This window comes from Yinghuangia sp. ASG 101, from assembly GCF_021165735.1.
GTDB lineage: Bacteria > Actinomycetota > Actinomycetes > Streptomycetales > Streptomycetaceae > Yinghuangia.
On sequence record NZ_CP088911.1, the window covers coordinates 8,188,582 to 8,209,763 of the forward strand.

A 21,182-nucleotide genomic window follows, 5' to 3' on the forward strand; every position below is an offset into this window, starting at 1 on the left:
CGAGCACCGGGCTGCCCGCGCTCTCGTGTTGGGCCACGTCACTCCTTGATTCACCGCGTCCGTATTGCGCCGACGATCGCAGCTTCCTATATTGATGTCAATGTTGGAAATGACCTCGGGCAGTGTGCGTGACCCGCTGCGCGACGACGCGCGTACCTATCTGGCGGAATTCGAGGCCCGGCTCGCCTCCCCACCGCCGGCTCTGACCCGTGCGGCACGGCCGATCGCCTCGTACGCGGACCGGGTCGCCGCCGCATCCGACCTCATGCGTGTGCTGTACGACGAGGGCTGGGCCCGCTACGGATGGCCCGTCGAGGCCGGCGGGCTCGGCGGCACCATCGTGCACCGCGCCGCGATGTGGGAGGCCCTGGCCCGCCACGGCCTCCCACAGATGGCGCTGTTCGAGCACCTGGAGATCCTGGCCCCGACCCTGGTCGCCCTCGGGCGGCCCGAGTTCGTCGCCCGGGTGCTGCCGCGCTTCCTGCGCGGCGAACAGCGCTGGTGCCAGGGCTTCTCCGAACCCGACGCCGGGTCGGACCTGGCCGCGCTGCGCACCCGCGCCGTCCCCGTCGACGGCGGCCACCGCGTCACCGGCCGGAAGATCTGGACCAGTTGGGCCCGCTACGCGACGTGGTGCCTCGTGCTCGCCCGGACCGGGACACCGGAGTCGCGCCACCGCGGCCTGACCGCCTTCGTCGTCGACCTGCGCGCCCCGGAGGTCGAGGTCAGGCCCATCGAACAGGCCAACGGCACCGACGAGTTGGCCGAGGTGACCTTCGACGGGGCCTTCGTCCCGCCGGCCGGGACCGTCGGCGAGGTGGGCGGCGGCTGGAAGGTCGCGATGCACATCCTCGCCCACGAGCGCGGCACCTTCGCGTGGTTCCGGCACTCGTTCCTGCGCCGCCAACTCCTCGACGCCCTGGCCCACGGGGGCGCCGCCGCGGACGGGCTTCTCGGCGGCGCGCTGCTCGACCTGGCCGCCGTCCGGGCCGTCAGCAACGACGCACTCGGCAGGCACGCCTCCGGCGCGACCCTCGGCCCGAGGTCGGCCTTCTCCAAACTCCTCCTCGCGACCGCCGAACAGTCGGTCAACGACTGGGCGTACGCGAGCGACCCGGACCTCGCCGTCGGGATCCAGGACGACCACGCGGCGGTTCGCCGGCAGGACTACCTCTTCTCCCGCATCGTCACCGTCTACGGGGGGTCCCAGCAGATGCAACTCGACACCATCGCCAAACAGATCCTGCGGCTGCCATGACCACCGCGACCGGGCGGGCCGACCGGGAGTTCCTCGACGCCGCGTCCCGTGCGCTGCGGTCCGCGCCCGAGGTCGACGCCCTCGCCGCGCTGGGCTGGTGGGACCTCCTGACCGACCTCACCGACCCGGAGAACCGCGGGGCGGCGCTCGCGCTGTTCCGCGCCCAGGGGCGCGAGGGCGGCGACACACCCGCCCTCGGCGCGCTGCTCGCCCAGCCCTTCCTCGCCGCGAGCGGCCTCGCCCCCGGCGCCCTCGTCGCGGCGATCCCCCGCCAATCAGCACGCCGGGGCGAACGCCTCGTCGCCGTGGGGGACGTCGCCGGCAGGCACCTGCTGATCGACCGCCCCGGGCACGGGGCCTTCGTCGTCCCGTGCGCGGACGTCGCCTTGCATCCGGTCGCCGTCCCGGGCCGGCTCACCCTCCACGAGGTCGCGTGGGAACCCCGCGCCGGGCAGGCCGCGATCGCGGAGGAGCGGGCCGCCGAGGCGCGGGCCCTGGGGTGGCGCCTCGGGCGCGCCGCCGCGGCCCTGGACATGCTCGGCGCCGCCGAGACCACCGTCCGCCTCGCGGTCGAACACGCCCGCAACCGCGAGCAGTTCGGCAGCCCCATCGGTACGTTCCAGGCCGTGCGCCACCTGCTGGCCCGCACCGAGACCGACTGCGCCGCCATCGAGTCCGTCACCCGGACCGCCGTGCGCCTCGGCCACACCGCGCCGCCGCACTACGACGAGGTCGTCAAAGCCCTCGCCGGCCGCAACGCCCTGCGGGTCTGCGAAACCACACTCCAGGTGCTGGGGGCCATCGGCTTCACCGCCGAGAGCACCCACCACCATCACCACAGCCGCGTCCTCGCCCTCGACGCCCTGCTGGGCACCTCCGTCGAACTGACCCACGCGCTGGGCACCCGGGCACGCCTGACCCAGGACGACCCGGTGCTGCCCTCGGCCCTCCTCCTGTCGGGACCTGACTCATGACCACCACGGACACCGACCTGCGCGAACTCGCCGCGACGCTGCGCAAGGCCCTGGGGTCGGCCGGCGACCGGCCGTCCGTCGACGACGCGTGGCGCGCGACGTGGCCGGTGCTCGCCGAGATCGGCCTCCCGGCGCTGTGCGTCGCCGAGGAACACGGCGGTCTCGGCCACGAGGTGCCGGCCGCGCTGGTGGCCGCGCGCGAACTCGGCGCGGCCCTCACGGCGGCGCGTATGCGGCGGTGGCCGCCGCCGGATACGCGCTGTCGCACGGGTTGCCCCCGGAACACCGCGACGCCGCGGTCGCCCCGCTCCTCGCCGGAACGCACCTGCCGGCTCTGGCGTTTCCGGCCCCCGGGGCCGCGGTCACCGGGCCGGACGGGGACCGGCGCCTCGACGGGCGGGCGTACCAGGTCGTCGGGGCCGCCGAGGCGGACTCCTTCTTGGTGCTCTTGCCCGACGACGCCACGATGGTCCTCGTCCGCCGCGGCGGGGCGGTGTCGCTGCCGCGCACCCACGCGTTCGACGTCACCCGCTCGTGTGCCGACATCGCCTTCGCCGCGGCACCCGCGGTGCCCGTGGCCGCGCCGCCCGGCGGACGCCCGCGCGTCGAACTGCTCTACCGGCTGCTGCTGGTCGGGGACGCCCTCGGCGGCCTGCGGCGGATGCTCGACCGCACGGTCGCGCACAGCCGTGCCCGCACCGCGTTCGGCAGGGCGATCGGCGGGTTCCAGGCCGTACAGCACCGGCTCGTCGACCACACCGTGCGCCTGCGCGGCATGACCCTGCTCGCCGACGAGGCCGCCGTCCGGCTGGCCGACGACGCCCCGGACGCCGCACGAGCCGTCCTGCTCGCGGAGGCCGCGGTCACCTCGGACGCGGTGGCTGGCCATGCTGCACGACCTCGTGCAACTGACCGGCGCCATCGGCTTCACCTGGGAGTACGGCCTGCACCTGTACGAGCGCCGCGCCCACCTCGACACCCGCCTCGGCCACAACCCGCGCCACGCACTCCTGGCCCTGGCCCGGACCGAGGGCTGGGCGTCCTAGCGGCACCGGCGAACCGGCGGTGCCCGTCAGGGAGTTCCGGTGCCCGGTACCTCGACGCGGAGCGTTTCGACCACGGAGGTCGGCGCGCCGCCCAGCTCCACCGCGTCCCACTCGGACGCCGAGGTGAGGAACAGCGTCCGCCGGTCCGGGCCGCCCAGGGTGCACGCGATGGCCATCCGGCCGCCGACCCGCACGCGGTCGGTAACCTCCCCGCCCGGCAGAACGCGCCGGAACTCCCGGGCGAGGGGGAACCCGGCCCAGATGGCGCCCTCGGCGTCGAGCGCCATGCCGTCCGGGGCGGCGTCGGGCGTGGTGGCCACGACACGGCGTCCGCCGAGGTTTCCGTGCGCGTCAACGTCGAACGCGGTGAAGCGCCTGGCCTTGGACTCCGCGACGATGAGCGTCCGCCCGTCGGCGGACAGCACGGTCCCGTTCGGGAAACGCAGGTCGCGCGCGGCCACGGACGCCGAGCCGTCGGGCCGGACCCTGAGCAGCAGCCCGGCGGGCGGGTCGGCGGGGTAGCTGCCCACATAGGCGGTGCCGTCGGGGGCGACGACCATGTCGTTCAGCTCGTCCGCCACCAGGGCCTCCAGTCGGGCGTGCACCGAGCAGGAGCCGTCCGGCGCGAGGCGCAGCAGGGCGCGTTCGGTCATGGACACGATCAGCGCCGAACCGTCCGGGAGGAAGCCGATGCCGGACGGCTTCCGCCCGGGCAGTTCCAGCCTGAGCGTGGTCTCACCACTCGGCGACACGGTGTGGACGGCCTCGCCGTGCATGTCGGAGACCCACAGCTCGCCCGCGTGCCAGCGGGGCGCCTCCGCGAACACGAACCCCTCGGCGAGAGTCGTCGGCGCGCCGTGCGTTGTCGATGCTGTCATCGGACCGTCCTCCCCGCCCGCGCCTCGTATCCGGGCCGCGGTATTTCTCGATGTCGACATCGATATTGACATGCACTACGCTCCGGCTCAAGAGAGTCGGGCCCGCTGAAAGAGACAGGTATGCGGACAGCTGTCATCTGTGAACCGGTGCGCACCGCGGTCGGAGGCTACGGGGGAGCCCTCAAGGGGCTGACCGCCCAGCAATTGGGCGGCGCGGTCGTCCGCGGCCTCTTGGAGCGCACGCGACTGCACGGCCGCGACGTCGACGACGTCCTGTTCGGCTCGTGCTACCCGACCATGGAGGCGCCGGCGCTGGGCCGCGTGGTCGCCCTCGACGCCGGACTCGGCATCGAGGTCCCCGGGCTCCAACTCGACCGCCGCTGCGGATCCGGCGTGCAGACCGTCGTCATGGCCGCCATGCAGGTGCAGACCGGCGCGTCGGACGTCGTCGTCGCCGGCGGCGCGGAGAGCATGAGCAACGCGGCGCTCTACTCCACCGAGATGCGCTGGGGGACGCGCCGCACCGGAGTCACCCTGCACGACGCCCTCGCCCGCGGCAGGACCACGGCCGGCGGCGAGCGCTTCCCGGTGCCCGGCGGGATGATCGAGACCGCCGAGAACCTGCGGCGGGAGTACGGGATCTCCCGGTCGGAGCAGGACGAACTCGCGCTGCGTTCGCACCGGCGGGCCGTCGCCGCCCAGGACTCCGGGCGCTTCACCGACGAGATCGTCCCCGTGACCGTGCCCACCCGCACCGGGGATCTCGTGGTGGACGCCGACGAACACCCGCGCCGCGACACGAGTTTGGACAAACTGGCACGACTGCGCCCGCTCATGGGCGGCACCGACCCGGAGGCCACCGTGACCGCGGGCAACGCCAGCGGCCAGAACGACGGCGCGTCCGCCTGCGTCGTCACCCACCCGGACGAGGCCGCCCGCCTGGGACTGCGCCCCCTCGCGCGCCTGGTCGGCTGGGCCGTCTCCGGCGTCGCCCCCGCCCGGATGGGCATCGGCCCGGTCCCGGCGGCGGCGAAGGCGCTGGAGCGCGCGGGCCTGAAGCTCGCGGACATGGACCTGATCGAGCTGAACGAGGCGTTCGCGGCCCAAGTCCTCGCCTGCACACGGGAATGGGGCTTCACGGAGTCCGACTGGGACCGCTTCAACGTCAACGGCTCCGGCATCTCCCTCGGCCACCCCGTCGCCGCGACCGGCGGACGGATCCTCGCCACGATGCTCCGCGAAATGCACCGCCGCGACGCCCGCTACGCCCTGGAGACGCTGTGCGTCGGCGGCGGCCAGGGCATCGCGGCGATCTTCGAGCGGGTCGACTGAGCCCGCCCGACCGCGACGCGCGAAAGGACTGCGATGACCATGGGCGGTGCCCGTGCGCGACACTGACCTCGACGAAGTGCTCGCCACCGTACGCCGGTTCGTCCGGAACCGCGTGGTGCCCGCGGAGGCGGACATCGAGCGGGACGACGCCATCCCCGACGAACTCCGCGCCCAGGCCGCGGCCATGGGGCTCTTCGGATTCGCGATCCCGGAGGAGTACGGCGGCCTCGGGCTGTCGATGTGCGAGGAGGTCCGCCTCGTCTTCGAACTCGGCTACACCACACCCGCGTTCCGTTCCATGTTCGGCACCAACAACGGCATCGCCGGGCACGTCCTGCTGGAGGGCGCCGACGAGGAGCAGAAGAAGGCGTACCTCCCCAGGCTCGCGTCGGGGGAGTGGACCGCGTCGTTCGCGCTCACCGAGGAGGACGCGGGCTCCGACCCCGGCGGGCTGTCCACGACGGCACACCGGGACGGCGGCGACTGGGTCGTCGACGGCGCCAAACGCTTCATCACCAACGCACCGGTCGCCGACGTGTTCATGGTCTTCGCCCGGACCGACCCGCGGGCCTCGGGCGGCGCCGGGATCAGCGCGTTCATGGTCGAACGCGGCACCCCCGGCCTCCACATCGGCCCCAAGGACGCCAAGATGGGCCAGGCGGGCGCGTGGACGGCGGACGTCCACCTCGACGGCGTCCGCGTCCGCGCGGGCGCCCTCATCGGCGGCGACGCCGGTATCGGCCGGGGCTACACGACCGCCATGCGCTGCCTCGCGCACGGGCGCATCCACATCGCCGCGCTGTGCGTGGGGTTGTCGCAGCGCCTGCTCGACGAATCGGTCGCGTACGCCGCGACCCGCGTCCAGGGCGGCCGACCGATCGGTGAACACCAGCTGATCCAGGGCCTGATCGCGGACTCGGGCACCGACCTGTACGCGGCCCGTGCCCTGGTGAAGGAGGCCGCCGCCGCGTTCGATGACGGCAGCGACACCCGCGTCGGACCGTCGTGCGCGAAGTACTTCGCCTCCGAGGCCGTCGGCCGCATCGCGGACCGCGCGGTGCAGATCCACAGCGGCGCGGGCTACATGCGCGGCGTCCCCGTCGAGCGCTTCTACCGCGACGCCCGCCTCTTCCGCATCTACGAGGGCACCAGCCGGATCCAACAGCTCATCATCGCCCGGCAGTTGCTGCGGACGGCACGCGGGGCGTGAGCCGGGTGCCGCGAGGCGGCGCCGCGGCGCCCCGAGGCCGCGCCCGGCCCGGTGCCACACCGGGCCGCACGCGGTCCCGCCACGCGGGCCGCGGCCACCGTTCCGGGCACGGGCGTCCCGGGGGCTTTTGATAGTCTCCGGGACCATCCACCCCATCCCAGTGCGTGTTCGATGAAGTATGCGGTGCCGTCCGGATCTGTGCCTCGTCATGCGTGGGTCCACCCGACGAGTGATCGGCCATCCGGAACTTCCGCCGCCCGCATACCCGCTCCCTCGCCACGCGGGCTGAGCCGCGCGAACCGCTCGACCCGAAGCCGGAGGGCGCCGCTCCGGCACCGGGCCGCCATGTCGCGTCAGGTGTCTCACATGTCAACCGGCTGATCCGACTCCCCGACGGCAGACGCGCGTTTCAGCGCGACGCCCGGCCCTCGATCGACGATCTCGACCTGCGCCTGATCCACGAGGACGACGTGCTGTCCGTCCTCCAACGCTGCCCGACACGCCTGGAGATCCCCCGGGTGCTGGCACCCGGCCTGCACCTGTCGGTCGGTCCGGAGCGCGGCTTCACACACCGCCAACCCTCCAAGGGCCACCGGCCGTTCGTCGTGGCCCACCTCATGGGCGAACTCGCGCGCCTGCCGAAGGCGGCGCTGGACGAACTCGAACGCCTCCAACGGGCATCGGCCCGGACGCGGGGACTCCTCCCCGCGGCCGAGGCGAGCCACGAGAACCTGGTGCGCGCACACCTGTACCGCCTGGCCGCCACGGCGGACGCGGTCCTGGGGGACGCACGCGAACGGCTCGGCCTTCCCGACGCCGCCGCGCTCCGAAACGGAGTCGACCACCTGCTGCCGCACACCGATCGGAATCGGCCGAACGTCCTCGTCCACGGCGACCTGCACGAGGAGAACATCGTCTGGGTGGGCCGCCGCCAGGGCAACCTCCTCGACTTCGAGCGCTGCATCGCCAACGGCGACCCGGCACACGACCTCGCCGTCTACCTCAAGCGCGGCGCCCACGGCCACCTGCCCCACCGCCAAACCCTCCTGCACCTGGTCGCCGCGAACACCCCCGGCGAGCGCGTGGAACGCCTGGACGCCGCGGAGCGCCGCTTCCGCGTCGCCGAAGACCTCGGGGAGATGTACCGCCTCGCCATCCGCGAGGTCGTCGCCGCGAAAGAACCCGAGTCGGCGCCCCGGACGGAACGCGCGTACGCCGCCTACCGCGACGGACTCGACCGCCTCGGACGCCGGCCTGTGAGCAAGGACGAATACCAGCGCGAGATCTTGTGGGCGCATACGTTCGCCCCGACCCTCCCGGCGGCGCAGGGTGTGCCGCACCGGCGTGTGTTGGAAGCCGCCGTCCAAGGGCTCGGTGCCATGAGCGAGCTCAATCCCCCACGCACGCCCACGCTCAGAAGAGCGGCCCTCGGCAACACCAACCCCGCCCGCCGCACCATCCGCGCCGCCCTCACGCGCGGACGCCGCTCACTCGGTTGAGCAGGCCAAGAAGGCCGGATCCGCGGCGGATGCCGCCCGAGGTACGCCGCCCGCCGGCGGCGACGCGCCTCAGATCCGCAGGAGCTGGCCCCCGTCGACGACGTACTCGCTGCCCGTGACGACCGCGCGCTCCCAGCCGCGCTCGCCGCGCACGTCGCCCGCCAGGGCGACCACCGAGGGATCGTCGGACTCGGGTCGGGTCACGTCCACGGCGACGACACCGTAGTCCCGCGCTCGCAGGCGGCGGACGATCGCGGCGCCCTGGCCGCGCGCCGCGCCGGTGACAAGAGCCACGCGTTCGGGCATGTCGAACTCCTTGCTGGTGTGGTGACGGTCTTATGCGCGGTCTTGTGCGGGACTGGTACGCGCCGGACGCGCGGTCACGCGAAGCGGTACTGCGCGGGGTCGACGCGGTGGGTCATGCGCCAGTCGCCGCACGCCGCCCCGGCCGGTGACGTCCATCGGGGCGAGGAGTTCGTGGGCGCGGAAGCCGGTGGCCAGCACGATCACGTCGGCTTCGTGGCGCCCCGAGGCCGTGACCACCGCGTCCGGCTCGACGCGCACGATCATCTCGCGGACCAGGACGACGTCGTCGCGGCGCAGGCACCGCGGCCGACTGCCGTCGTCCTGGAGCAGGCGCTTGCCCATCGGCGGACAGTCGGGCAGGGCCTTGGCGGGCAGTTCGGCGTCGTCGCCGACGCGGTCCTCGATCCACGACACGAGGATTCTCCGGCGCGCCGCGGGCCCGCTGGCCGTGGTCGACGGAATCATGTGCGAACTCCTCGGGACCGTCAGGGCGTTCGGCCAGGGTCGGGTGCCGGGGCGGAGTCAGCCCGGGGCGAGGGACACGCCGGAGAGGGCCGAGACGGCCTTGGCGACCTCGGCGTCGGGAAGCGCCTGGACGATGCTGTGCTGCACGGCGCCGATCAGGTAGAGGTGCACCGCGCGGGCGCGCTCTCCGGCGTCCGGGACGCCGCAGCGGTCGAGCGCGGACTCGAAGAGCACGCGGATCGTCTCGGAACAGGCGAGCACTTCGTCGCGCGCGCCCCGGGGCCAGGCGTGTGCCGTGTACGCGGTCCACAGCATCATGCTGGTCACCGTCGCGGGGTCCGTCGGCGACGCCAGGAACGCCCGGACGAGGGCGCGGAACGCGCCTTCGCCGTCCGGCTCCGCGTCCATGCGCGCGGTCGCGTGGTCCGCGAAGCGCCGTATGGAGGTCAGGACGGCGAGGTCCACCAGCTCGTCGGCGTCGGCGACGTAGTAGTGGACCGTGCTCTTGGGCAGGCCGGACTCCTCGGCGACCGCGCGGATCGTGCACGCGGCGAGCCCCGAGCGCGCCACCAGGCCGGCCGCGGCCGACGCGATGCGCGAGCGTGCCGCCTGCTGGTTGGGCGTCCACCGCCTGCCCGGGGCGGGCTCGGCACGTGCCGCGACGGCCGGGGCCGCGGCCGATTTCTCTTCGGTGTGCCTGGAGTTGGACGCTCGTCCCATAGCCTTGGACATCTGTCCATCCTACAGGCCGGTGCGATCAAGGGAAGGCGCGATGAACCCTTGGGAGAACCTGTCGGCGCCGCGGACGCGTGACGCCGACGCCGAGCAACTGGTCGCCCGCATGCGGGAGTTGGGCTGCCCGTCGACCCGTCGGCGGCGGTCTCTTCGGGCACGAGTGGCCGCTGACCGACGACGACCTCGCGTGGTTCACCGAGCCCTACGCGCCCGACCCCACGCCCCACACGGACCCCGACCCTGGCCCCGCTGCCCGCCGACGTGGCGGGGACGCCGCCGACGACGCTGCTCCTCGGCGGCTGCGATCCGCTGCTCGCGGAAGGCCTCGCGTACGCCGACCTGTTGGGGCGGGGGCCGGGGTCTCCGTCGACCTGCACGTGTATTCCGGCCAGATCCACGGCTTCCTGACCCTCGACGCGACGGCCCTGCCGCGCGGTGCCGAGACGCTCGGTCTGGTCGCCAACGCGGTGCGGAGCGTCTGACGCGCGACCGGTCGGCGAGGCCGCGGCCGAAGGGCCGTGGCCCCGCCGGGCTTGCGGGTGATGGGCGGACGGCTCTTGCCAGTCCGAATGTGGGATGGCTAACATCCCGAATGTCAAAGTCGACGTCGACATAAGTTAAAGGCGCGATGATCCGCGGCACCGATCATCGCGCATGCGCGCCGAAACCGACACCTCAACGGTCGGGACCACTTCCGCGACGACGGATCGGGGGCCGTCGCCGCGACCACCCGGGCTGCTCTCCCGGAACCCCCGAACCACGCACCACGGGCCATCCGGAGACCACGCCTTCGTCGCCACCGGCACGTCCACCGCGACCAAGTCCGCCGACCAGGGCCCGAGCCATCCGCAACCCCGCGCCGCGCCCGCCGCGGCCTCGGCGAACCCGCCCGCCCGACACGGAGGGCGGACGAGGCCCCGGCCCGGCCGGACCAACCGACTGCTCGTCCCGTGTGGGGGCACGGACGACACCCGACGCCACCCTCGCGCCGCCGCGAGATCCCCGTCGGGTCGACCAGGAAACACCGTCCGGGCAACCCGCCCGACGTCGTCAGGAGGAATTTTGAGACGTCTTCTCCGGGCCGCGAGCCTGGTGATCGTGCCCGTGCTGCTGATCGCCGGCTGCAACTCCGCGACCACCGACAAGAACGACAAGGGCGGCTCCGCCGGGGCATTGGCGTCCGACGAGCCGATCAAGATCGGCGGTGTGGTCTCCAAGACCAGCACCACGGGCGCCAGCAAGGGGGACGCCGACCTCGGTGCCAAGGCCAGGTTCATGATGGCCAACGACGAAGGCGGCATCAACGGCCGCAAGGTCGACTACATCGGTGCCGAGGACGACGGCCAGGACCCCGGACGCACCACCACCGCGGTGCGCAAACTCGTCCAGCAGGAGCACGTGTTCGCGGTCGTCCCGGTCAACACCGTCGTCTTCAGCGGTGCCGGGGAGTTCCTCAACACCAACAAGACGCCGTACATCGGCTGGGGCACCGGACCCGCCTACTGCGACAAGGAATACGGCATCGGCTACAACGGGTGCCTCACCCCGGCACCGGGCGGGGTCATCCCCACCACGTGGGCCGAGGCACTTGTCCCCCTCGTCGGCGGCAGCGCCCAGGGCAAGACGGTGGCACTGGTCGCGCAGGACTCCGACTCGGCCAAGATCGGCCTGAGCATGTACGCACAGGTCTTCCCGCACGCCGGATTCACGGTCTCGTACGCCAAGGCCACCGTCCCCAGCACCACGCCGCCGACCGACTGGAGCCCGTGGGTCGGCGAGATCATGAAGAGCAACAACGGCAACCCCCCGGACATCATCGCCCCGATGATCGCGACACCGACCAACATCAACCTGATCGGGTCGCTCCGGCGGGCCGGGTTCCAGGGCATCATCACCGACTCCAGCGGCTTCGCCCCGCAACTCCTCGACCAGCCCGCGTCGCGCGAGGCGCTCCAGGGCGTCCATTTCCTCAGCCAGGACCAGCCGTTCGAGTCGACGGTCCCGGGGATGGTGAAGTTCAAGGAGTACATCGACAAGGCCAAGGGCTCGCCGGTGACCGACTGGAACCAGTCGATGATGGTCGGTTGGAACTCCGCCGACCTGTTCGTCGAGATCGCGAAGAAGGCCGGCTCGGACCTGAGCGTGGCCTCGTTCCAGGCCGCCGCCGCGAACTTCCAGGACCACTCCGACCTGGTGGGTGACCGCAAGTTCCCGCAAGCCCGGACGCAGTCCTTCGGCTGCGGCTCGCTGCTCCAGGTCAAGGGCGACAGCTACGAGATCTCGTCGCCGCTCAAGTGCTACCCCACCATGCCCTACAAGTGACCGGGCTGCCGGTGCCGTTGGTCTCGGGTGGGCACGGGCGCACGCCTGTTGTCCGTGCGTGGACGTGACGTCTGTCGTCGTGGTGGGTGTGAATCCGGGGCCGTCTACATTTTCGAGGGAGCGTCGTCGGCACATGAGTGAGCTGGTTGGGTTCGTCGTCAGCGGTTTGGTCACGGGGGCGATCTATGCGTTGTTGGCCTCGGGGCTTGTGTTGGCGTATTCGGCGTCGGGGGTGCTGAATTTCGCGCATGGGGCGACCGCGTTCTTGTCCGCGCTCGTGTTCTACGAGGTGAACCAGGGGCTGGGGTGGCCTGCGGTCCCTCGTCGAACACGACGTCGCCTTCGTCATGAACCACGCCACCCGCATCATCGTCCTCAACCTCGGCCAAACCCTCGCCGAAGGCACCCCCACCCACATCCGCGCCAACCAAAACGTCCGCGACGCCTACCTCGGCGGCGGATGACACCGCGGCAACGCCGGACAACCCGGCACGGGGACGTGTGTTCCCACGTCCCCGTGCCGACTGGTTGCGGTCCGGTCGCGGCGGGTCCGCTCTTGGGGGGCGCACCATGATCCTCACGTGCTCGTCCGGAGTCCGCAGGTCGGCTGGGGATCACGGCGTCCGGGTGCGTGTCGGGCCCCTTTCGCCCTTGGGGCGCCGGTGGGCGGGCCCGACCCGTGCCTCCGTGCCGTCACGCTAGCGTATAGTTCGAAGAAGGACAATTCATCGAAGTATCGCGCGCCGGGTCCGGCCCCAGGTGGCGCAGCGCACGCCGCGTATTGATTTACTTGCATCAAATCGTCAAATACGCTGCGTCTGATTGTTTTCTGTTCACGAGTGCCGGCGAACCGAAGGAATCCAGCATGGAGTTCGGGCTCTCATCGGATCACAGGATGTTTCTGGCGACCGCCAAGGAGTTCCTGGCGAAGGAGTACCCCCTCGACCGGATACGCCGCCCCGACGGGGGCGAATTCGCCGGATTCGACAGGGCCTGGTGGACGAGTGCCGCGGACCTGGGATGGACCGCCCTGCTCGTCCCCGAGGAACTGGGCGGCGGCACCATCTCCGACGACGGCACACGCGATCTCGCCCTGCTTGCCGAGCAGTTGGGTGCCGGGGTGGCCCCCGGAGCCCTCCTGCCGACCAACGTGGTGCTGGCCGGCCTGGTCGCCGCACACGGCACCGGCCCCGACCACACCGACACGATCGGCTCGCTAATGTCCGGCGAGAGCATCGCGACATGGGCCGTCTACGAGCCCGGGGCACCGTGGTCGCCCCACCGGCCCGGGGTGACCGCGACACCGGTCGACGGCGGAGGGTTCCGCATCGACGGCACGAAGGACCGCGTCGAGGCCGCCTCCCAGGCCGACCTCCTCCTCGTCACCGCCGCCACCCCCGACGGCACCGTGCAAATCCTCGTTCCGGCAACGGCCGAAGGCGTCGCGGTCGCCCCGCAATGGAGCCTCGACCTCGCCCGGGCGTTCGGCACCGTCCGCTTCGACGGCGTGCGGGTGGACGCGGGCGCTGTCGTCGGCCGTCCCGGCGACGCGGACGTCATCGAACGGCAGCTCCAGACCGCGCTGGTCGTCCAATGCGCCGAGGTCTGCGGCGGCCTCACCACGATGTTCGACACCACGGTCCAATGGGCGTTCGACCGCTACTCCTTCGGCCGCCCGATCGCGTCGTACCAGGCCCTCAAACACCGCTTCGCCGACATGCGCACGTGGCTCGAGGCCTGCCGGGCGATCACCGAGGCCGCCGCCGCGGCCGTCGGGCAGCGCACCGACGAGGCCCCCCAACTCGTGAGCGCCGCCAAGGTGTTCGTCGGCGAGCGGGCGTTGCGCATCCTCCAGGACTGTGTCCAGATCCACGGCGGCATCGGTGTCACCTGGGAACACGACCTGCACCTGTTCCTGCGCCGCGCCACGGTGGACCAATCCCTGTACGGCACCCCCGACGACCACCGCCGACGTCTCGCCGACCTCGCCGACGCCGCCGAACACGCCGAGTCCGCCGTCTCCGCCGCACTCCGAGAGGCCGCACCATGAGCCCCACCGAAAGCGTCGAGGCATTCCGCTCCCGCGCCCGCTCCTGGCTCGCCGCCGCCATGCCGCGCCTCGATCATGACGCGCCCCAGCGCCTCCCCGGCGACGATGACGAACTCTGGCTGCGAGCCCGTGAGTTGCAGCAGAAGCTGTACGCGGGTGGGTTCGCCGGCATCTGCTTCCCGAAGGAGTACGGCGGCCTCGGCCTCTCCCGCGCCCACCAGGAGGCGTTCACGGAGGAATCCGCGGACTACGAGATGCCGTTCCTGCTCAACACCCCCACGTTCAGCATCTGCTGCGCGACGCTGCTCGACCTCGGCACCGAAGAGCAGAAGCGCACCCACATCGCTGCGGCGATCCGCGGCGAACAGGCCCTCGTGCAGTTCCTCTCCGAGCCGAGCGGCGGCTCCGACCTCGCCGGTCTGCTGACCCGTGCCGAGCGGGACGGCGACGGTTGGGTGATCAACGGAGCCAAGACCTGGAGCACCTCGGCGTACGCGGCCGACTACGGGCTCTGCCTCGCGCGCACCGACCCCGAACAGCCCAAGCACCAGGGGCTGACGATGTTCCTGGTGCCCACGAAGGCGCCCGGCCTGACCGTCAACCGCATCCGCATGGTCGACGGATCCACGGAATTCTGCGAGGAGTTCTTCGACAACGTCCGCGTGGACGCGTCCGCCGTGGTCGGGCGGGTCGGCGAGGGCTGGACCGTCGCGTCGCGGCAACTGTTCCACGAGCGCAACGCCGTCGGGGGCGGGTCCCCGTACGTGAGCGGCCACGGGATACCGCCGACCCGCCCGGTGGGGAACCCGTTCACCATCGCCCGGCTGACCGGCCGCGCCGACGACCCCGCCGTCCGCACCCTGCTCGGCGATGTCATCGCGCGGTCGATCGTCGACAGCCGGCTCGTCGCGCGTGTCTCGGCGGGCATCGCCGAGGGACACCTGCCGCCCCCCGCGTCGTCCCTGCTGCGGCTGTTCCACGCCGAATGCGCCCAGAACCGCGAGGACATCGCCCTGCGCATCGCGGGCGCCGGCGCGGCGGTCGGGGAGGCCTCGGGCCCGGGCCACGTCGGCGTCGCCGGCCTCGCCTACCTCAGCCGCCAGACCGCCAGCCTCGGCGGCGGCAGCACCGAGATCTCCCGCAACATCATCAGCGAACGCCTGCTCGGCATGCCACGCGAATACGCCCCGGACCGGGGCATCCCGTTCAACCGGATCAAGCGGGGCACGCGATGAGACGCACGGCCGGCGTGCCGGGACAACGCCGGTCGCCGGGCGCCGCGCAGGCGGCTTGAGCGTACGGCTGCGTCGGCGCGCGATCGGCTGGTCGCCGCGCGGCGGTGGGCGGGGGCCGGGCGTTGCGATGGTGGGACGGGCCGGTTTGGCCCGGGAGCCGCGACGGCGGGCGCAGCGCGCGGCGCTCGGGTGGTGTCGTCCCGGGAGTGGGCCGGAGCGGGGGCAGCGCGGCGAAGGGCCGCGGGGCGGGCCGGAGAACGCGACGAGCCCCGATGACGACGGGCACACCCCTCCGCCCACAAATCCGTCACCCGCCACGGCGCACAAAGCCCACCACCGGGGCTCCCGACAACGCCCCACCGCGCCACGGCGAGCCGCCGATCACGCGCCGGCACGGCCACCCGACCACCGCGCGCCGAGCTTCCCTCCGACGCGGCGGCTCTCGCCTGGTTGCCGGGGCACGACGCGGGCCCGTCGGTGTGTGCCCGGTCCGCGTCGTGTCGGTGGGCGGGGGTGCGTCAGCGGTTTCTGAGTCGTTCCTTCATGCCGCCCAGTTGGGTCATGACCGGATACCCGACCGTGCTCAGTGCGTTGCCGTGGCCGGTCTGGTGGATGTCGAAGACGGACTGGACGGCGGCGTGGAAGCCCTGGATGTCGAGCGTCTGGTTGACCGCGCGCTTGGCCTGACGCAGGGCGAAGGGGTGCATTTGCGCGATGCGGTGGGCCAGGTCCATGGTCTCCGCGTCGAGGCTGTCGAGCGGGACGACCCGGTTGACCATGCCCGCCTGTTCGGCCTCGCGTGCGGTCACCGAGCGCCCGGTGTACAGCATCTCCTTGGCCTTGCGGGCGCCCAACTCCCAGGTGTGCCCGTGATATTCGACCCCGCCGATGCCCATGAGCGCGACCGGGTCGGAGAATTCGGCGTTCTCGGCGGCGACGATCAGGTCACACGGCCAGCACAGCAGGAGGCCGCCCGCGATGCACTTGCCCTGCACGGCGGCGATGGACGGCTTGGGCACGTTGCGCCAGTGCAGGCAGTAGCCCAGGTAGCGGCGTGTCTCGTAGGCGACGATCTGTTCGAGCGTGTACTTCCCGCCCGTCGAACCGCCCGCGCCCTTGATGTCGTGGCCGGACGAGAAGTGCTTCCCGTTGGCCCGCAGCACGATCACCCGGACGTCGTCGTCCTCCTCGGCGCGTGTCCAGGCCGCGTCCAGCGCGTCCAGCAGCTCGACGTTCTGGGCGTTGGCGACCTCGGGCCGGTTCAGGGTGATGACCGCGACCCGGTCCGCCGCCTCGTACAGGATGTGGCTCATGTCTCGGCTTCCTTTCGGTCAGATGCCTCGGCCGCCGGAGATCTCCACGACCGTCCCGGTGATGTAGCTCGCGAGATCCGAGGCGAGGAACAGCACCGCGTTCGCGACCTCGACCGGCTCGCCGGCGCGGCCGAGCGGGACCTCGCGTTCCTTCGCCTGCCACACGTGCGGCGGCATGGCCTCGGTCATCGCGGTGCGGATCAGGCCCGGCTGCACGGCGTTGACGCGGATGCCCAGGTGGCCGAGCTCCTTCGCGGCGGCCTTGGTCATGCCCACGACGCCGGCCTTCGCCGCGCCGTAGTTCGTCTGCCCGGGGTTGCCGATCTTGCCCGAGAGGGACGAGATGTTGACGATCGTGCCCCGGCCTTGTTCGCGCATCACCAGCGACGCGGCGCGCAGGCCGAGCCAGGCGCCCTTGAGGTGGACGTCCACGACGAGTTCGAAGTCGTCCAAGGTCATCTCGCGCAGCGTCGCGTCGCGCGTGACGCCCGCGTTGTTGACCAGGATGTCGAGCGATCCGTACGCCGAGACACACGTGTGCACGGCGGCGTCGACGTCCTCGGGGACCGTCACGTCGCAGGTCACCGCGACGGCTCGGCCGCCGGCCCCGGTCAGGCGTGCGGCGGCTGCCCGGGCGGCCTCGGCGTCCCGGTCGGCCACCACGACCCGCGCGCCGTGCGTGCACAGGACCGCGGCGATCTCGTACCCGATCCCCCGAGCGGCGCCTGTCACCACCGCGTTGCGTCCGTCCACCAGCCCCATGCGTCCCCGCCTTCCGCCACAAATAGTGAGGCAATCTTAAATTTTTGGAAATGGCAATATCGGCTACGCGCCGAACCGCTCGATCAGCCGCTCGGCGATCAGCCACAGGCCGTCGGTCCTGACGAGCCGGTCGCGGTAGCGGCCGGCCACGGCGGGCACCAGGCCGCGTTCGTCGTGCCGCAGAAAGACGAAGTCCGAGACCGCGCGCACGTGGTCGTCGTCGGGTTCCACGACGCAGTTGACGGTCAGATGCTTGCCGCGCTGCTCGGGGCGTCCCTGCGAGTCGTCGAGGAACGCGACCAGTTCGGACGGGCCGCGGGCCACGCGGTCGCCGTACGCGTAGACCGCGTCCGGGGTGAACAGCGCCGCCACCCCGCGAAGTCGCCGTCGTCGCATCGGTGGCAGTAGCGGGCGAGGGTGGCGCGGACGGCGGCGTCGTCCCATGGCGTGAAGTCGGGCATGCGCGCATAATATGATGTCGACATCGACTTTGATAATGGGTCGAGGCGGATACGACGGCCGGGCCCGCGACGCTCGACCCGGTCCGCTGCGGGGGTTGACAAGCGCGGACAAGCATTGACATCCATGGACATGCGTTGACACGGGGGCAAGCCACCACGGGAGGCAACGTTGGAGAACACGGGAAGCCCCGAGAGCTACAGTCGGCGGGTCGCGAGACTGGCCGAGGAACGCCCCACCGACATCGCCCTGACGTTCGGCCTGATCGACGGTGACGACGTCTCGTTCACCTGGGCCGAGACGCACGGCCGCGCCTGCCGGCTCGCCGCCGCGTTCGCCGCCCGCGGGCTGCGCCACGCCGGCCGGCTCTCGCTCAGCCTCCGCAACACACCGGAGTTCGTCTTCTCCGCCCTCGCGGCGTACAAGCTCGGCGCGGTGCCCGTCCCGGTGCGCTGGGACCTGCCCGAATGGGAACTGTCCCGCGTGCAACGGGTGGTCGACGCCGAACTGCACGTCGGCCCGGCCGACCTCCCGTGGCTCCGGGCCACGGCGGACGACCCCGAACCCGACCTCCCCGACGCCCTCTCACCCCAGGTCTTCGGCATCTGCAGTAGCGGGTCGACCGGCTCGCCCAAGGTGATCGTCACCGAACGGCCCGCGGTCTTCGAGGAGTTCCGCGCGACACCGTTCGCCCAGTTGTGGCAGCCGATACCCCGGCCCGAGACCATCCTCGTCCTCGCGCCGATGTACCACACCAACGGCTTCTCGACGCTGGTCAACCTGCTCGGCGGCGACCGGCTCGTCATCATGGAGAAGTTCGACGCCGCCCGCGTCGTCGACCTCATCGAGCGCCACCGCGTGACCACGTTCACCGCCACCCCCACGATGCTCCAGCGCATCGCCGACCTGCCCGACATCGGCAGCCGCGACCTGTCGAGCCTCCAGTGGTTCCTGCAGGGCGCCGCACCCATGCCCCCGTCGCTCGTCCGCCGCTGGGCCGAACTCATCGGCCCGGAACGCATCTTCATGGCATACGGCATGACCGAGGGCTTCGGCCTCACCGCCCTGCGCGGCGACGAATGGCTCACCCACGAGGGCAGCGTCGGCCGGGGGTTCCAGGACACCGAGATCCGCATCCTCGACGCCGACGGCAAACCCGTTCCCACGGGCGAGACCGGCAGCGTCTACCTGCGCACGCCGCACGGCGGGAGCTACACCTACCTCGGCTCCGACCAGCGCGCGGCGGCCACCGACGACGGGTTCCAGACCGCCGGCGATATGGGCTACCTCGACGACGAGGGCTACCTCTACCTGCGCGACCGCGCGGTCGACCTCATCATCACCGGCGGCGCCAACGTCTTCCCCGCCGAGGTCGAACACGCCCTCATCGACCACCCGGGAATCGCCGACGTCGTCGTGATCGGCCTGCGCGACCCCGAATGGGGACGCCGCGTGCACGCCGTGATCGAACCCGTCGACCACGACGCGCCACCGACCGCCGAGGAGGTCATCGCGTTCGCCAAGAGCCGCCTCGCCGCCTACAAGGTCCCGAAAACCGTCGAGTGCGTCGCCGCGATGCCCCGCAGCGCCGCCACCAAGGTCAGCCGCGGCGCGATGGTGGAGGCACGCGGCGGCTGAGCGCACAGTGCGGCCCCTGCGGCAGGCCGTACGCAGGCAGCCCCGGTCCCAGAGCTTGTCCCGGTCCCCAGGCCCGTCCCTCCCGCGGAGGCGAAACCCGGCATGTCGAACCCACCCGAACCCGACGCCGCGGACCGCCGGGCGTTCCGCGCCCGCGTCCGAGCGTGGTTCGTGGCCAACGCACCCCGCAAGGGCACCCCCGGCGACTTCTCCGCCGTCCACGTCGTCAGTGCCGACACCGCCGAGGACTACCACGCCCAGGAGACCCACGCGCGCACCGTGACGGGCGCCTGGCAGCGCCGCCTGTTCGACGCCGGGTTTGCGGGCCGGTCCTGGCCCCGGGACTGCGGCGGGCAGGACGCGCCCGCCTGGCAGGACGACGCCGTGGCCGAGGAACAGGCCGCGTGGGGCGTCTCGACGAAGATGTTCGCCGTCGCCCTCGAAATGGTCCCCGCCGTCCTCTTCGGGCACGGCACCCACCACCAGCGGGTCACCTACCTCCCGCCGATCCTGCGCGGCGAACACGTCTGGTGCCAGCTGCTCTCCGAACCCGGCGCGGGCTCCGATCTGGCCGGTGCCCAGACCAAGGCCACGCCCACGGACGGGGGTTGGTCGGTCACCGGCCAGAAGGTCTGGACGTCCAACGCCGGATGCGCGCGGTACGCCCTGCTCATCGCCCGCACCGGCGGCAAGGACACACGGCACGCGGGCCTGTCGTGCTTCGTGCTCGACATGGCCCACCCCGGCGTCGACGTACGCCCGCTGCGACAGATGTCCGGCGCCTACCACTTCAACGAGGTCTTCCTCGACGACGTGTTCGTCCCCGAGGCCGGTCTGATCGGCGGCCTCGGGGAGGGGTGGGCGGTGCTGAAGACCATGCTCGCCAGCGAACGCGCCGCGATCGGGGGCGGCACCAGCGCCCGGTCCGCGACCCAACTCGCGGGCCTGGTCCACCGGTTGGGCGCCGCCGACGACCCCGCGGCGCAGGACCTGCTGGGCGCGGCCGTGATCCGCGAACGCGTCCTGGACCTCCTGCGCTCCCGCGTCGCCGCCGGTCACGACGTCGCGGCGGCCGGCCCGGTGACCAAACTCCTCTACTCCGAACACGCCCGCCTCACCGCCGACGCCGCGATGACCCTGCTGGGCACCGCGGCCACCGTCACCGACGACCCGCTCGCCGCACCCTGGATCGAACGCCTCCTCTTCGCCCCGGGCCTGCGGCTCGGCGGCGGTACGGACGAGATTCAGCGCAACGTCATCGCGGAACGCGGCTTGGGCCTGCCGCGGCGGTGAGCCGCGCATGCCGCCGAGCGCGGAATCCCGTGGGCGCCACAGGATTCCGGGTCCGTGGCCGCGCCGGGGCGACACGTGCCTGTCGGCGTCGGGTGCTTGACGCGGAGGGTCGCGGGAGGGGGAGACCCTGAGGAGTCATGACGGGGTCGGCGCGGGCGACGGGCACATCGGGGCGGGCTGCGAGCGGGCCCGCCGGGGCACCCGCCACTGCGGCGGACACTCGTCGCGGGGAATCAAGGGAGTCAACAAGCAGGCGCCGAGGGGCGCATGGAGTGGGCGGCGCGCGCCGCCGGGTGTGGCGGCGAGGGAGTGCCACGGGTGGGGCGCGGGGCAGGCCCATCGTGGGTGCGTGGGTGCGTGGGTGCGTGGGTGCGTGGCTGCGCGGAGGCCGTGGATTCGCCTGCCTC

At 72.3% G+C, this 21,182-nt stretch carries 19 protein-coding genes and 2 pseudogenes; 14 read left to right on the forward strand and 7 right to left on the reverse strand.

Translation table 11 applies throughout. The annotated features are described in order from the left end of the window. Positions 1-100: 100 nt before the first annotated feature. The 5 genes and pseudogenes from LO772_RS35090 (at position 101) to LO772_RS35100 (ending at position 3,278) form a co-directional block, all read left to right on the forward strand. On the forward strand, positions 101-1,258 hold the full coding sequence (locus LO772_RS35090; protein ID WP_231776081.1) for an acyl-CoA dehydrogenase family protein: 1,158 nt from the start codon (positions 101-103) through the stop codon (positions 1,256-1,258). Further along, positions 1,255-2,232, forward strand: a complete 978-nt coding sequence (locus LO772_RS35095; protein ID WP_231776082.1) for an acyl-CoA dehydrogenase family protein — start codon at positions 1,255-1,257, stop codon at positions 2,230-2,232. Before LO772_RS35090 ends, LO772_RS35095 begins: the two co-directional genes overlap by 4 nt. Continuing rightward, a pseudogene (locus LO772_RS36480) lies at positions 2,229-2,447 on the forward strand (acyl-CoA dehydrogenase family protein); the annotation flags it as partial. The gene LO772_RS35095 and the pseudogene LO772_RS36480, both read left to right, overlap by 4 nt. 251 nt (positions 2,448-2,698) lie before the next feature. Next, a pseudogene (locus LO772_RS36485) lies at positions 2,699-3,061 on the forward strand (acyl-CoA dehydrogenase family protein); the annotation flags it as partial. 58 nt (positions 3,062-3,119) lie between these two features. After that, positions 3,120-3,278: a hypothetical protein gene (locus LO772_RS35100; protein WP_231776083.1), complete on the forward strand. Its 159-nt coding sequence runs from the start codon at positions 3,120-3,122 to the stop codon at positions 3,276-3,278. Positions 3,279-3,304: 26 nt separating this feature from the next. Here the strand turns inward: LO772_RS35100 and LO772_RS35105 are convergent, their stop codons facing one another. Continuing rightward, positions 3,305-4,156: an SMP-30/gluconolactonase/LRE family protein gene (locus tag LO772_RS35105; RefSeq protein ID WP_231776084.1), complete on the reverse strand. Its 852-nt coding sequence runs from the start codon at positions 4,154-4,156 to the stop codon at positions 3,305-3,307. A 120-nt stretch (positions 4,157-4,276) separates the two neighbouring features. Between LO772_RS35105 and LO772_RS35110 the strand changes: the two genes are divergently transcribed. From LO772_RS35110 to LO772_RS35120, 3 genes are all read left to right on the forward strand, one after another. Further along, on the forward strand, positions 4,277-5,488 hold the full coding sequence (locus LO772_RS35110) for an acetyl-CoA C-acetyltransferase (RefSeq protein ID WP_231776085.1): 1,212 nt from the start codon (positions 4,277-4,279) through the stop codon (positions 5,486-5,488). A 52-nt stretch (positions 5,489-5,540) separates the two neighbouring features. Beyond that, the gene (locus LO772_RS35115) at positions 5,541-6,698 is read left to right on the forward strand and encodes an acyl-CoA dehydrogenase family protein (RefSeq protein WP_231776086.1); all 1,158 of its coding nucleotides are present in this window, start codon (positions 5,541-5,543) and stop codon (positions 6,696-6,698) included. Positions 6,699-6,937: 239 nt separating this feature from the next. Then, complete coding sequence (locus LO772_RS35120) at positions 6,938-8,197, forward strand: aminoglycoside phosphotransferase family protein (protein ID WP_269453258.1); 1,260 nt, start codon at positions 6,938-6,940, stop codon at positions 8,195-8,197. A gap of 69 nt (positions 8,198-8,266) precedes the next feature. Here LO772_RS35120 and LO772_RS35125 read toward each other — a convergent pair whose 3' ends face one another. The 3 genes from LO772_RS35125 to LO772_RS35135 are packed head-to-tail and all read right to left on the reverse strand — an operon-like array spanning position 8,267 to position 9,700. Then, positions 8,267-8,503, reverse strand: coding sequence for a hypothetical protein (locus LO772_RS35125; RefSeq protein ID WP_231776087.1), 237 nt, complete (start codon positions 8,501-8,503; stop codon positions 8,267-8,269). Between the two features lie 30 nt (positions 8,504-8,533). Then, complete coding sequence (locus LO772_RS35130; protein WP_231776088.1) at positions 8,534-8,968, reverse strand: hypothetical protein; 435 nt, start codon at positions 8,966-8,968, stop codon at positions 8,534-8,536. Positions 8,969-9,025: 57 nt separating this feature from the next. Continuing rightward, complete coding sequence (locus tag LO772_RS35135) at positions 9,026-9,700, reverse strand: TetR/AcrR family transcriptional regulator (RefSeq protein WP_231776089.1); 675 nt, start codon at positions 9,698-9,700, stop codon at positions 9,026-9,028. Between the two features lie 1,065 nt (positions 9,701-10,765). Here LO772_RS35135 and LO772_RS35140 point away from each other — a divergent pair. The 4 genes from LO772_RS35140 (at position 10,766) to LO772_RS35155 (ending at position 15,310) form a co-directional block, all read left to right on the forward strand. After that, positions 10,766-12,025 carry an ABC transporter substrate-binding protein gene (locus LO772_RS35140; protein ID WP_231776090.1) on the forward strand — a complete coding sequence of 420 codons (1,260 nt, stop codon included), beginning with the start codon at positions 10,766-10,768 and terminating at the stop codon, positions 12,023-12,025. 347 nt (positions 12,026-12,372) lie between these two features. Further along, positions 12,373-12,489, forward strand: coding sequence for a hypothetical protein (locus LO772_RS35145; RefSeq protein WP_231776091.1), 117 nt, complete (start codon positions 12,373-12,375; stop codon positions 12,487-12,489). Between the two features lie 431 nt (positions 12,490-12,920). Then, entirely contained in the window at positions 12,921-14,075 is a 1,155-nt protein-coding gene (locus LO772_RS35150) for an acyl-CoA dehydrogenase family protein (RefSeq protein WP_231776092.1), read from the forward strand. Continuing rightward, on the forward strand, positions 14,072-15,310 hold the full coding sequence (locus LO772_RS35155) for an acyl-CoA dehydrogenase family protein (protein ID WP_231776093.1): 1,239 nt from the start codon (positions 14,072-14,074) through the stop codon (positions 15,308-15,310). The genes LO772_RS35150 and LO772_RS35155 overlap by 4 nt, the downstream gene beginning before the upstream one ends. 518 nt (positions 15,311-15,828) lie before the next feature. Here the strand turns inward: LO772_RS35155 and LO772_RS35160 are convergent. The 3 genes from LO772_RS35160 to LO772_RS35170 all read right to left on the reverse strand — a co-directional run bounded on the left by LO772_RS35160 (position 15,829) and on the right by LO772_RS35170 (position 17,781). After that, positions 15,829-16,623 carry an enoyl-CoA hydratase gene (locus tag LO772_RS35160; protein WP_231776094.1) on the reverse strand — a complete coding sequence of 265 codons (795 nt, stop codon included), beginning with the start codon at positions 16,621-16,623 and terminating at the stop codon, positions 15,829-15,831. Positions 16,624-16,641: 18 nt separating this feature from the next. Further along, positions 16,642-17,385 (reverse strand): 3-oxoacyl-ACP reductase FabG, encoded by a 744-nt coding sequence (gene fabG / locus LO772_RS35165; RefSeq protein ID WP_231776095.1) that lies wholly within the window; start codon positions 17,383-17,385, stop codon positions 16,642-16,644. 63 nt (positions 17,386-17,448) lie between these two features. Continuing rightward, positions 17,449-17,781 (reverse strand): nuclear transport factor 2 family protein, encoded by a 333-nt coding sequence (locus LO772_RS35170; RefSeq protein WP_231776096.1) that lies wholly within the window; start codon positions 17,779-17,781, stop codon positions 17,449-17,451. 234 nt (positions 17,782-18,015) lie between these two features. Between LO772_RS35170 and LO772_RS35175 the strand changes: the two genes are divergently transcribed. Further along, on the forward strand, positions 18,016-19,482 hold the full coding sequence (locus tag LO772_RS35175) for a class I adenylate-forming enzyme family protein (RefSeq protein WP_231776097.1): 1,467 nt from the start codon (positions 18,016-18,018) through the stop codon (positions 19,480-19,482). A 102-nt stretch (positions 19,483-19,584) separates the two neighbouring features. Next, on the forward strand, positions 19,585-20,775 hold the full coding sequence (locus tag LO772_RS35180) for an acyl-CoA dehydrogenase family protein (protein WP_231776098.1): 1,191 nt from the start codon (positions 19,585-19,587) through the stop codon (positions 20,773-20,775). The last annotated feature ends 407 nt before the right edge of the window (positions 20,776-21,182 follow it).